Below are 12,577 nucleotides of genomic sequence, written 5' to 3'. Positions count from 1 at the left end.
CCTGTTCTGATTCGGAGCCTTCATGACCGCACTGCCCGCCGACCTGCCCGCCGGTTTTTCCCTGCAACACTCCTCTGAGCTGACGGAGCTGAATGCCTGCCTGCTGCAACTGCGCCACGAGCGCACCGGCGCCCGCTTTGTGCATATCGCCTGCAACGACAGCAACAACCTGTTTGCTGTCGCCTTCCGTACCCCGCCGGAGGATTCCACCGGTGTCGCCCACATTCTGGAGCATACGGTGTTATGCGGTTCGCAGCGGTTCCCGGTGCGCGATCCTTTTTTTACCATGCTCAAGCGCAGCCTCAACAGCTTCATGAACGCCTTTACCGCCAGCGACTGGACCTGTTATCCCTTCTCCAGCCAGAACCGCAAGGATTTCGACAATCTGCTCAACGTCTATCTGGACGCCGCCTTTTTCCCGCTGCTGCGGCCCCTTGATTTTGCCCAGGAGGGCCACCGGCTGGAGTTCAGCGAAAGCGACAATCCTGCCAGCCCGCTGTGCTTTAAAGGCGTGGTCTACAACGAAATGAAAGGGGCCATGGCCGATCCGGCCTCCCTGCTGGCGCGCCGCACCACCCGGCATCTGTATCCCGACAGCTGCTACCGCCACAACAGCGGCGGTGAACCCTCTGCCATTCCCGATCTGACCCACCAGCAGCTGAAGGATTTTCACACCCGCTGTTACCATCCGTCCAACGCCTGCTTCTTTACCTACGGTACCTTCCCGCTGGCCGATCATCTGCGTCAGATCGACGCCCAGGTGCTTTGTCATTTCGAACGCAACGCGGCCGATTTCAGCGTGGCGCCGCAGCCACCACTGTCGGCACCCCTGCGGGTGCGGGAAACCTATCCCCTTGATACCGGCGACGATCCGGCCGGCAAAAGCCTGATCCATCTGGCCTGGCTAGCCTGCCCCATCGATGACAGCTACGAGCGTCTGTTGCTGACCCTGCTGGGCCAGTTGCTGCTTGGCAACCCGGCGGCACCGCTCTACAAGGCCCTGCTGGATACGGGGCTGGGCAGCCACCTGACCCCCGGCAGCGGCTACCACGACGATTACCGCACCACCTGCTTCGCCGTTGGCCTGCAGGGCAGCGAACCCCAGCACCAGCAAGCCATTGAGGACTGCGTGCTCAACTGCCTGGCACAGCTGGCCCATGAGGGCTTCAGCACCGAACGTATCGAGGCCGCCATCCACCGGCTGGAACTGGCCAACCGCGAAGTCAGCGGCGACGGTTACCCCTACCCCATCAGCCTGCTGATGCGCCTTCTGGGCCCCTGGCTGCACTGCGACGATCCGCTCTCGCCCCTGCAATTCGACAGCCAGCTGAAGCGCCTGCGGCACGAGCTGGCCGAGGGAGATGTCTTCGGCGCGCGCATTCGCCGCTGGCTGCTCGACAATCCCCATCGCCTGACCCTGTGCCTGGCGCCGGACACCGCGTTGCAAAACCAGCAGAATCAGCTGGAGCAGGCACGGCTGGCCGAACTGGCCGCCAGGCTCGACAGCAGCGGCCGGCAGCAGCTGATCGATCAGGCCCGCCAGCTGCAACAGCAACAGGAACAGCAGGAGGATGTCAGCTGCCTGCCCGACCTGGAACTGAGCGATATCGCCGCCGAGGAACCGCGCACCGAAGGGCAGCCCGTCCAGAATAGCGCCGTTGCCCTGACCTGTTTTGAACAGCCCACCAACGGCCTGAGCTATGTCAGCCTTTACTTCAACGCCGCCGCCCTGGACGCGGAACTGCGCCCCTATGTGCCGTTGTTCTGCAGCCTGCTGACCCAGGTGGGTGCCGCCGGCCAGAGCTATATCACCCTGGCCGAGCGCATGGAAGCCGTTACCGGCGGCATTCGCTGCAGTGCCGAGATTCTGGACGACATCGCCAATCTCGACCGCTTTGACAGCTGGATTCGCCTGCGCGGCAAGGCTCTTGACCGCAACATCGTACCCCTGTGCCAACTGCTCGGCGACTTGGCCACCAGCGCCGATTTCAGCGATCTCAAACGCCTTGCGACGGTCATTGGCCAGATCAAAAGCAGCTGGGAAAATGCCATTCCGGGAGCCGGCCACAGCTTTGCCGCACGGGCCGCCGCAGCCGGTCTGACCCCGGCAGGCTGGCAACGCGAGCACTGGAGCGGCCTGCACCAGCTGCGTTTTGTCCGCCTGCTGGCCGCCAGAAAACCCGACGATCTGACCGATCTGGCCGACAAACTCGGTCGCATGGCCCGCGGTCTGCTGCAGCGCGGCACCCTTAAGGCCGCGCTGTGCTGCGGTGCCGACCGTATGGCAGCCGGCAGGCAGGCCCTGGCCGATCTGTTTCAGACCCTGCCGGCCGGGCCGGTCACGCCGCAAACACCCGCACCTTTCAGCAGCCACACGGTGCCCCTGGCCTTTGCCACCTCGGTGCCAGTGGCCTATGTCACCCGCAACTTCCGCACCGTGCCCTTCTGTCATCCGGACGCCGCCGCCCTCAAGGTGCTGGCGGCGCTGCTGCGAGCCGGTTTCCTGCACCGCGAAATCCGTGAAAAAGGCGGCGCCTATGGCGGCATGGCCAGCAGCAACAGCGAAGCCGGCCTGTTTGCGCTGCTGTCCTACCGCGACCCGCACATTCAGCGCACCCTGCAGGTCTACGACGACGCAATCGCCTGGGCCTGCCAAGGCCGCTTCGGCGAACAGGACATCAAGGAAGCGATCCTGTCGGTTTTCAGTGCCCACGACCGGCCCCAGTCCCCCGCCGGCCGCGCCGCCACCGAGTTTGCCTGCCAACTGCAGGGGCTGAGTTGGGCCCAGCGCCAGCTGTTCCGCGATCAGCTGCGGCAGGTTGACCGCAACGCCCTGCAGCAGGCTGCCCAGCGTTATCTCGCCAACGGCTCCAGCGCCATTGGCATTCTCGCCGGGGAGCAGCAACTTCAGCAGGTTCTGCCCCAGCTGACCGAGCTGCAACTCGAACGGTTGTAACCCGTTCACCCCTGCAGGCCTTCACGCATCAGGGGCGGGAAGCCGCTGGCCTCCCGCCCCTGGTAGGTCGTTTGATGCTGCGCATGGCGTTACGCCAAAGACAGGTCGTTTTTTGGTCTACCTGCTGCCGGCTAAGGGGTACGCAACATGGCAATCTCATCGCAATTGGGAAATTTCGGGCATTTGACACAGTCGCCCCAGATCTTCTGTGGCAGGGCGCTTTTATCGATAACGCCAAAACCGAGGCGGGCGAAAAAGTCCTGCTGATAGGTGAGCGCGAAAACGCGGCCGATGCCGAGTTCGCGCGCCTCATCGAGACAGGCCTGCACCAGCTGACGACCACAGCCCTTGCCCGCCTGGCTGGCATCGACGGCCAGCGAGCGCACCTCGGCCAAATCCTCCCACCAGATCTGCAGGCTGACAATCCCCACCACCTCGCCCAGCTCTTCGTAGACATAAAACGAGCGGATCACTTGGTAGATTTCCGCCAGCGAACGCGAGAGCATCTTGCCCTCGCCGGCATAGTTGCTCAGCAACCGGTGAATGGCGGCGGCATCGGCGATTCGGGCCTTGCGGATCATGACTCCTCCTGACTGCGATCCAGCAGGGTGCGGGCATGTTCGCTGCTGTGACGGTCCTGCTGGGCGCCGCCAAGCATGCGGGAGAGTTCGGCGATCCGGCCCTGGCGATCAAGCTGGTCGACAGCCGTGCGGGTCTGGCCCTGCTCCACCTGTTTCTCAATACGGTACTGCTGGTCGGCAAAGGCCGCCACCTGCGGCAGATGAGTGACACAGAGCACCTGACGATCACGGGCCACAGCCTTCAGACAGCGCCCCACCGCCGTGGCGGCCCGGCCGCCGATGCCGGCATCGACCTCGTCAAAGATCAGCGTCGGCAGCTGGTCGACCCCAGGTGCCGCCTTGCGCAACGCCAGCATCACGCGCGACAGTTCGCCACCCGAGGCGGTTGCCGCCAGCGGCTTGAGAGGCTGCCCCGGATTGGCGCTGAAATAAAATTCCGCCCGCTCCAGTCCGCTGGCCTGAGGTTCGGTCAGCGTTTCAAAACAGACGTCAAACCGGGCCTGGGGCATGGCCAGGGCTGCCAGCTCAGTTTCAACCGCCTGACACAAGCGCCGGGCCGCCTGACGGCGCCGCTGCGACAGTTCCTCACCGCTGCGACCCAGTTCGGCCGCAGCCTGCTGGCGTTGCTGACGCAGCTGCTCCAGCCGGCTGTCGCTGTCGTGCAGCTGCTGGTGTTCCTGCTGCAGCTGCTGCTGGCGGGCCAGCAGACCGTCCTCGTCACACTGATACTTGCGCTGCAGCTGTTGCAGCAGCGCCACCCGTTCCTCGACCCGCTCCTGCTGCTCGGCATCGAAGCTGATCTGCTCACCCAGTTGACGCAGCTGGGCGGCCGCGTCCTCCAAGCCATAAAGGGCATCGCGCACAGCCTGTAGGGGGCTGACCAGTCCGGGCTCGATCGTCTGCAAGGCCTCGAGCTGGCCGGCGAGGGTGCCAAGGGTTTCGCACAGCGCTCCCGGATCGCCATAAAGGCGGGCAAAGCCGCCCAGGCACAAGGCACTCAGCCGTTCGCCATGCTGCAGCCGCAGCCGTTCCTGCTGCAGGGCGGCATATTCGCCGTGCTGCAGCCGCGCCTGTTCCAGCTCGCGACACTGAAAGTCCAGCAATTCCTGGCGCTGCTGACGCTGCTGGCACTGCTGCTGCAGCTCAGCAATCGCGCCATCCAGCGTGCGCAGCCGGGCATAGCATTCGGCATACCCCTGCCGTGCGGCGACACAGTCACCATAGGCTTCAAGCAGGGCCAGATGACTGTCCACCTGCTGCAGCTGCTGCTGTTCGTGCTGACCGAAAATCGCCAGCAGGGGGGCCGTCACCTGCTGCAGCTGTCCCACCGTGGCCAGGGTGCCATTGATGTACACCCGGCTTTTGCCCTGGGGCAGCAGCACCCGTTTAAGCAGCAGACTGGCGCCGTCATCGGGATCGGCCAGGCCGTTGTCGTGCAGCCATTGGCCCAGCTGTGGCTGCTGCTGAAGATCGAACAGGGCCTCGACCTGCCCCTGTTCAGCGCCGGCGCGCACCATGTCAGCACGCATACGCTGGCCCAGCAGCAGACCGACGGCATCAATGATGATGGATTTGCCGGCACCGGTTTCACCGCTCAACACACTGAACCCCGGCGCGAAGCGCAAGCGCACCTGTTCGATTACCGCCAGATTGCGGATCATCAGCTCACACAACATGGGAGGCTAGCGCTCCCCCCAGCGCAGTTTGGCCCGCAGCACCTCAAAATAATTCTTGCTGGCGCTCTTGATCAGATGGGTGCACATCTCGGCCTTGCGGATTTCCACCACGTCACGCCCCTGCAACGCCATGCCCACCTGGCCATCGGCGGTGCAGAACACCCGCTCACTGTCGAAGGCCATGCGAATCTGGATAACGGCGTTGTCCGATACAATGATGGGGCGATTGGTGAGGGTATGGGGACAGATGGGAGTGATGAGCAGACAGTGCAGACCGGGATAGACAATCGGGCCGCCGGCCGCCAGATTGTAGGCCGTCGAGCCGGTGGGCGAGGACACGATCAGGCCATCGGCCTTGAAGGTGGTCAGATAGTCGTCGTTGACCCAGACCTCCATGTCGATGATGCGGGCCAGGGCCCCTTTGTTGATAACCACATCATTGAGCACATGGTACTGGGCCAGAGGCAAGCGGTCGCGCACGATCTGGGCCTGCAGCATGATGCGCTCGGAAACGGTGAAATCACCGGCCAGCACCCGTTCCAGCTGGGGATAAAGCTCCTCCAGAGTGATTTCAGTGAGAAAACCCAGGCTGCCGAGGTTCACCCCCAGAATGGGAACCGCCAGCGCACCGACATCGCGCGCCACCGAAATCAGGGTGCCATCGCCGCCAAGCACCACAATGGCATCAACCTGGCCTGGCAGGCTGGCGGCATCGGCGGCAGGAAGGTTCTCCGCGGCATCCCGGCCCCGCAAATCCTCGGCCAGACGCGTCTCGACCAGCACAGCCACACCGCGTCCGGTCAGATAGCGGCACAGCTGCCCGGCCACGGTGATGGCATCGGGATTGGTCCGCTTGGCATAGATTCCGATTACGCGTATCGCAGTCTTCATGTTTCGCCCGCGAACCTCCACGAGGATGCCACCTGAGCGGGAACGCCACCAGCAGCGTCATCCCGCCGGCAGGCAAAGATGCGGCACTCTAGCACAGGGTTTTTTCAATGTCCACGACCGCCAGGGCAGGGTCACGGCCGTTGAGCACGGCGGCCGGCCATGCTACAGTAGCGCCATCGCCGACTGCCCGAACACGAGGAAAACCAATCGAAATGACAGACCTTTTTTCTGAAACCCGCCTGGATGGACAGACACCGCTAGCCGAGCGGCTGCGGCCGCAACAGCTCGACGACGTAGCCGGCCAGGCCCATCTGCTGGCCCCCGGCCGTCCTCTGCGCCAGTTGATCGAGCAGGACCGGCTCAGTTCGGCCATTTTCTGGGGGCCGCCCGGTTGCGGCAAAACCAGCCTGGCCCAGGTGATCGCCCGCACCACCCGTTGTCGTTTCGTCTCCTATTCCGCCATTGCCCACGGTGTCAAGGATTTCCGGGCACTTATCGCCGAGGCGCGGCAGCAGCGCCAGCTCTACAGCCGCCGCACCCTGCTGTTTGTCGACGAAATCCACCGCCTGAACAAGGCACAGCAGGACGCCTTTCTGCCCGCCGTGGAACAGGGCGACATCGTGCTGATCGGTGCCACCACGGAGAATCCGTCCTTCGAGGTCAATGCCGCACTTCTGTCGCGCACCCGCGTGTTCGTGCTTCATCCGCTGGAGGTGGCCGACATCCGCCAGCTGCTCCAGCGTGCCCTGACCAGCCCGGCAGGGCTGGCCGATCAGACTCTGGCCATCGACGACGAAAGCCTCGACTGGCTGGCCGCACAGGCCGACGGCGATGCCCGCATCGCCTTGGGCAATCTGGAGCTGGTCGCCAGCATGGCTCAAGGCCGTCCTGTGCGCGCCCCGGAATTGGCCGAACTGCTGCAACAACGCAGCCTGCGTTACGACAAGGGCGCCGAGGAGCACTACAATGTCATCTCCGCCCTGATCAAAAGTGTACGCGGCAGCGATCCCGATGGTGCCCTCTACTGGCTGGCACGCCTGATCGAAGCGGGAGAAGATCCGCTGTTTATCGTCCGCCGGCTGGTAATTCTGGCCGCCGAGGATATCGGCAATGCTGATCCACGCGGCTTACAGCTGGCCGTGGCGGCCCAGCAAGCCCTGCAGTTCATCGGCATGCCGGAGGGCCGCATTGTGCTGGCCCAGGCCACCAGCTATCTGGCCTGCGCACCCAAAAGCAACGCCGCCTATGCCGCCATCAATGCCGCCCAGGCCGAGGTGCGTCGCAGCGGCAGCCTGCCCGTGCCGCTGCATCTGCGCAATGCTCCGACCCGCCTGATGAAGGCGCAGGGCTACGGCGCCGGTTACCGCTACGCCCACGACAGCGCCGAAGGCTATCTGGCGCAGGACTACCTGCCCGAAGCTCTGGTCGGACAGCAGTTCTATCAACCCGTTGACCGCGGCTACGAAAAAACCATGGCCGAACGGTTGCGCTATCTGCAGCAGTTGCGGCAGCAAAATCCGCCTCAGCCATGATGAAGCAGGCCCTGTCGGTGGCAGTGATTCTGCTGTGTGTCAGCCGGGTTATGCCCCTCGCCCAGGCTTCGGCCGATTGCTGGCAACCGCCATCAACACCCACCACGGCCGCGCCACACCCGGATGAGAGCCTGAACCCGCTGATACAGGGCATCCGCTTCTTCCAACGCTACATCAGCCCGGTGGACAGCCCGCGCTGCCCCATGTATCCCAGTTGCAGCGCCTATGCCCTGCAGGCCCTGCAACGCCATGGCCCCGTGCTCGGCACCTGTCTCACCGTTGACCGGCTGCTGCATGAAACCAGTCCGGCGGAAAAAACCCACCCCCTGCCCAGCTTCAATCCGGTGCGCTATGCCGATCCGCTGGAGAACAACGACTTCTGGCTGGCCTGTCGCCAGCCCGCCCCCCTCACAGGCGCAGAAACCACAACAAGCCCAGCAGCGACAGCAGACCGGCCAGCACCAGCGACAACCGCACGGAATCATCGCGCCGACGCAAACGCAGCAGATTAAACCCCAGCCCCAGCCCGCCACAGAGGATAGCCGCCAGCAGCAGCCAGAACACATAAACCAGCAGTTCGGCGTTCCATTGCGTCTGCACCGGCAAATTGTTATAGCGCTCGAAAAAGGTTTCCGTCTGCGGCTTGGCCAGACTGATCAGAAAAAAGGCGGCCAACACCAGCAGCCAGCTCAGCGCGGCCAGCATACGCAACAGCTGCTGCGCCAGATCCGGTCCCTGGCGGCGTTCTCGGCCCATACGACGATCATTGGCATAACGGCCATCATCAAGACGTCGGCGATCCGGCAGCTGACTCATGCAACCGCCCCGCAATCCGCGAGCGCCACCCCAGCCAGAGGCGTTCGGCAAAAACGGCAACATCCCTGCTGCAGCTCAACCTGGATCAGACGATAGCCCCGTCGGCTGATCAACAGCCGACCGCAACCGCTGCAGAAGGTTTCTTCCTGCCCCGCCGCCAGATTGCCGGTGTAGACATGGCGCAGGCCCTGGTCACGGCCAATCTGCCAGGCCTGTTCCAGGGTTGCGGCCGGCGTTGGTGGCACATCCAGCAGCTGGTAAGCCGGGAAAAAAGCACTGAGATGCCAGGGCGTTTGCTCTCCCAGTTCCGTGGCAATAAAACCGGCGATCTGGCGCAACTGTTGCGTATCGTCGTTGTAGCCAGGAATCACCAGGGTCGTCACCTCCAGCCAGACCCCCAGCCTGCGCAGCAGCCGCAAACTGGCCAACACCGGTTCCAGCCGGGCACCGCACAGCTGACGATAAACCGGGTCTGAAAACGCCTTCAGGTCGATGTTGGCCGCAGCCAGCAACGGTGCCAATTGGAGCAAGGGTTCCGGTGCGATATAGCCGTTGCTGACCAGCAGGTTGTCCAACCCGGCATCGCGGGCGGCCCGCGCCGTCTTCAACACCGTTTCAAAGAAAACCGTCGGTTCGGTATAGGTATAGGCCAGACTGCGACAGCCACTGGCCCGTGCCTGCGCCACCAGTTGGGCCGGTTCCAGCCGCTCACCCGGCACGGGCCCGCGCACCTGGGAAATGGCCGCATTCTGGCAATGACGGCAACGCAGGTTACAGCCGGCTGCCGCCAGCGACAGGGTACGGCTGCCGGGGGCATAGTGAAACAGGGGCTTTTTTTCCACCGGATCGACATGCAGAGCCACAATCCGCTGGCAATTCAAACTCAGCAGCATGCCATCCCGGTTCTGCCGCACCTGACACAACCCCCGCTGGCCCGGCCCGATCAGACACCGGTGCGGGCACAAAAGACAACGTACCCGCCCGTCGGCTTGCGCCTGCCAATACAGCGCCACGTCCATAATCGCCTCCCCCCCGTAATTTCCCGCAGACAGGAAGTCTAGCAAAAAATCCACCCGGCAACAGGAAGTGACGCTATAAAATCTGCCCCGGCAGCATCTGTGACCACAGATAAAAACTTGACCCCTGCCGGCCAAGTCTCTATAATCCCGCCTTACCTACGCCGAAGTGGTGGAATTGGTAGACACGTCGGTCTCAAAAACCGATGCCTTCCGGGCGTGCCGGTTCGATCCCGGCCTTCGGCACCAACTGAATAAATCTGGCAAGTTAGCTGCAGGCCCCGCGATGTGTCATTAGATACATCGCAGAATAGAGCACAAGCAATAACGACCGGATGCACAAAAAGAGGCCGGAACCCCAAGCAAGACTGAGGGTTCCGGCCTTTCTGCGTTTATTTTTCAGGTGGAGGTCATCCGTTAATGCACCGCCACAGCGAACACACGGCATGTAACAGCAGCCAGGGCAAGATATTGAATGCAGATGATCACAGAGACACAACTGGGAAGTCCGCCCCTTCTCCTTGTGGTCGTCTGCGACGATGCCACGGAGCATAAGCCAGAGCCGGCCGGCCGGGAAGATCCCGTGCAGCTATCGGCCGGGATGGATAAAAAAACCGGGTGCGCCAAGGAGGTATAAAAATGCGCACCCGGCAAGGTGGAGGTTGAAAATGTTTCGGGGTTATTGTGGGAACTGTTGCGGGGACAGTTATCCACGCCTTCCACATCTTCAGGGTACTTCTTAAAACGTCTCAGTGACGCTCTATGTCATCCTTCTTTTGCATTACCAGTGCCAATCCTCAAACAGTCCCTTTTTCCCGCTTAACATACTGGTTATTCAATAAAAAGAATCATTCTTCTGCAATTTCGTTCTGCCGAAATGTGGCTCGCCGCTACAGCTTGTGGTGCTCATGACGAATATCTCCACACTGCTATGCCAGCGTACCACCCAGCCCGTCAATTGATGACATTCCCCAGTGCCTTCATTTTACGATAGAGAGTCGAACGGGAGATCCCCAGTTTGCTGGCGGCTGCCGACATGTTGCCATTTTCCTGGCGAAGTGTCTGATGGATGAGGAAGTCCCCCTGAGTTTTCAGACAGCAAGTCGCACTTTTTTCAGAATTGGCGAGCTCAGTTTTATTCTCTGACTGCTGCAGAAAGTCATCGGGCAGATGTTCCAGTCGGATTTGGTTATTCCCATCACTGAGAGCAAGTGCCGTTCTAATAACATTTACCATTTGACGGATGTTTCCTGGCCAGTTGTGCTGAACAAACAGATTCAGGACTTGATTCGAGAATTCAACCGGCACATGCTTTCTGTCCTGTTCCAGAATTTTTTGGGCTAGCCTTAGTTTGTCCTGCCGTTTTCTGAGTGGAGGTAACTCAATGACCAAACCATTGAGGCGGTAATAAAGATCTTCTCTAAAGCGACCTGCCTTCACTTCGTCAAAAAGGCGCTTATTTGTGGCGCAGACAATTCTCAAATCGACGACTAAAGATTTTGTCCCACCAAGGGGCGTAACGCTGCGTTCCTGCAGCACGCGCAGCAGCCGAACCTGCAGATTCAAGGGCATGTCGCCGATTTCATCCAAAAACAGGGTACCGCCGTCAGCTTGTTTGATTTTGCCGGCATAGCCCGTTTTACGCGCTCCGGTGAAAGCACCGTCACAATAGCCGAACAACTCTGATTCAATCAGATTCTCCGGAATGGCGGCACAATTGAGTGCAACAAAAGGCTTGTTACGGCGCAGGCTTTCCTCGTGGAACGCTTTGGCAAACATCTCCTTGCCGCTACCAGATTCGCCTTGAATAATCAACGGGATATCATAATTGATGATTTTCTTGGCCTTTTTTATAGCCATTTCAAGCACCGGATCACCGTGGTTGAGGGCATCAAGATGCTTCGTTTCACGGCTGGCGTCAGACACAGACTTGACCTTCTGCTGCTTGTCTGCCGACGAGATGGTGGACCACGCAGATTCCGCAGCAAACTGGAAACGGCCGAAAAGCGTTGAGCCATTATGTAGCTGAATTCTAATTGCTTGCGCCGTGAGATCATTCAGGTGTGAAGCGAACTGCGCCGGAGAAAAAGTGAACAGCGCATGGATATCCTGGCCAATCAAGGAAGAGCTTTCCAAACCCAGAATTGCACGTGCAAAGCGGTTACAGGCCAGCAGTTTTCCGCTTGGTGAGATGGCAACAATTCCCCCATAAAGAGTACCGATAAATTCAGGTCTCAGATGGAAATGAAGGAGAATTGAGCCCTTACAGCTGCTAGCAAAAATCTGGTTCTCGATGATCTGTGCCGACATACAGACCAGGGCCAGGGTATGGCGATGGTCGACTCCACAGTCGCTGGAAACATCCAGCACGCCGACAATTTTTTCGTAAGCATCGAAGATCGGTGCCGCTGAACAGCTAATCTGCTGGTTGGCAATAAGAAAATGCTCACTACTGTGAACCGAGACCGGAACCCGCTCTACCAGAGCCGTCCCGATGGCGTTGGTGCCGATGGCTTCCTCGGTCCAGATGCCCCCGGGTTGCAGGTTTAAATGGTGGGTTTTGTCGATAAAGGCAGGATCTCCGCTGGCATGCAGAACCACCCCGTTGGCATCACAAAGAACCACAGCGCTGTGCGTTGCCGAAATCTGTTCCTGAAGCTCTGACATGACAGGCTCGGCATAAATGAAAAGCTCCTTGCTGCGTTCCAGGAATCTGTCAACCGCCCCCTGGGACACTCTGGATATCTCATTCGGATGGCGTGCGATATCCAGATTCTTTTCCCGGCACCTCTGCCATGAACGCCGAATGGGGTCGGGAAGAATACCCTTAGGAAGGGGTTGGCCAGCAAGAAAGCGGCTCTTGATTTCTAGTATCTCTTTCCTGTCCCGCCTTAACCGAGTCATTGCTCTCTCCTGAATTTTGCCTCCTCCGCAGAATCTGTGGGTAGAGGGCGGTAAAAATTAGAGCATTGTCTCCCCCGGGTGGATAGGATGGTTTTTGCAGAAACTAACCAATCCAAACCGAAAGAAGACAATGCTGATCAAGACTCTACTGAACAAGGTCGAGCGATACAAGTCGTTCGTTTACGGCGCCATCTGCGTCATGCTG

9 protein-coding genes and 1 tRNA gene are annotated in these 12,577 nt (G+C 60.7%); 4 read left to right on the top strand and 6 right to left on the bottom strand.

Going from position 1 to position 12,577, the window contains the following annotated elements:
• The first annotated feature begins 22 nt into the window (after window positions 1-22).
• A complete protein-coding gene (locus BLR80_RS10120) occupies window positions 23-2,956 on the top strand; it encodes an insulinase family protein (protein WP_092079544.1) in 2,934 nt (977 codons plus the stop codon).
• 131 nt (window positions 2,957-3,087) lie between these two features.
• Here the strand turns inward: BLR80_RS10120 and BLR80_RS10115 are convergent, their stop codons facing one another.
• From BLR80_RS10115 to BLR80_RS10105, 3 genes are read right to left on the bottom strand one after another with little or no spacing between them, the layout of a single operon-like run.
• A complete protein-coding gene (locus BLR80_RS10115; RefSeq protein WP_092079541.1) occupies window positions 3,088-3,537 on the bottom strand; it encodes an N-acetyltransferase in 450 nt (149 codons plus the stop codon).
• Window positions 3,534-5,213: a DNA repair protein RecN gene (gene recN / locus BLR80_RS10110; protein WP_092079538.1), complete on the bottom strand. Its 1,680-nt coding sequence runs from the start codon at window positions 5,211-5,213 to the stop codon at window positions 3,534-3,536. Before recN ends, BLR80_RS10115 begins: the two co-directional genes overlap by 4 nt.
• Window positions 5,214-5,219: 6 nt before the next feature.
• The gene (locus BLR80_RS10105; protein ID WP_092079650.1) at window positions 5,220-6,092 is read right to left on the bottom strand and encodes an NAD(+)/NADH kinase; all 873 of its coding nucleotides are present in this window, start codon (window positions 6,090-6,092) and stop codon (window positions 5,220-5,222) included.
• Between the two features lie 224 nt (window positions 6,093-6,316).
• Between BLR80_RS10105 and BLR80_RS10100 the strand changes: the two genes are divergently transcribed.
• Window positions 6,317-7,636, top strand: coding sequence for a replication-associated recombination protein A (locus BLR80_RS10100; RefSeq protein ID WP_092079535.1), 1,320 nt, complete (start codon window positions 6,317-6,319; stop codon window positions 7,634-7,636).
• Window positions 7,633-8,148, top strand: coding sequence for a membrane protein insertion efficiency factor YidD (gene yidD / locus BLR80_RS10095; protein ID WP_092079532.1), 516 nt, complete (start codon window positions 7,633-7,635; stop codon window positions 8,146-8,148). The genes BLR80_RS10100 and yidD overlap by 4 nt, the downstream gene beginning before the upstream one ends.
• On the opposite strand, the gene BLR80_RS10090 is transcribed toward yidD, so the two are convergent.
• The gene (locus BLR80_RS10090; RefSeq protein ID WP_092079529.1) at window positions 8,045-8,452 is read right to left on the bottom strand and encodes a hypothetical protein; all 408 of its coding nucleotides are present in this window, start codon (window positions 8,450-8,452) and stop codon (window positions 8,045-8,047) included. The genes yidD and BLR80_RS10090 overlap by 104 nt on opposite strands.
• The gene (amrS, locus tag BLR80_RS10085; RefSeq protein WP_092079526.1) at window positions 8,449-9,471 is read right to left on the bottom strand and encodes an AmmeMemoRadiSam system radical SAM enzyme; all 1,023 of its coding nucleotides are present in this window, start codon (window positions 9,469-9,471) and stop codon (window positions 8,449-8,451) included. Before amrS ends, BLR80_RS10090 begins: the two co-directional genes overlap by 4 nt.
• A gap of 160 nt (window positions 9,472-9,631) precedes the next feature.
• On the opposite strand from amrS, the gene BLR80_RS10080 reads away from it, so the two are divergent.
• Window positions 9,632-9,717: transfer RNA gene (locus BLR80_RS10080), tRNA-Leu, on the top strand.
• A gap of 705 nt (window positions 9,718-10,422) precedes the next feature.
• Here the strand turns inward: BLR80_RS10080 and BLR80_RS10075 are convergent.
• Window positions 10,423-12,372, bottom strand: coding sequence for a sigma-54-dependent Fis family transcriptional regulator (locus BLR80_RS10075; RefSeq protein WP_092079523.1), 1,950 nt, complete (start codon window positions 12,370-12,372; stop codon window positions 10,423-10,425).
• Between the last annotated feature and the right edge of the window lie 205 nt (window positions 12,373-12,577).

Source organism: Desulfuromonas thiophila (genome assembly GCF_900101955.1).
GTDB classification, from domain to species: Bacteria; Desulfobacterota; Desulfuromonadia; order Desulfuromonadales; family Desulfuromonadaceae; genus Pseudodesulfuromonas; species Pseudodesulfuromonas thiophila.
The sequence above is the reverse complement of the archived record's forward strand: the minus strand, read 5'-3'. Positions and strand labels throughout refer to the sequence as shown.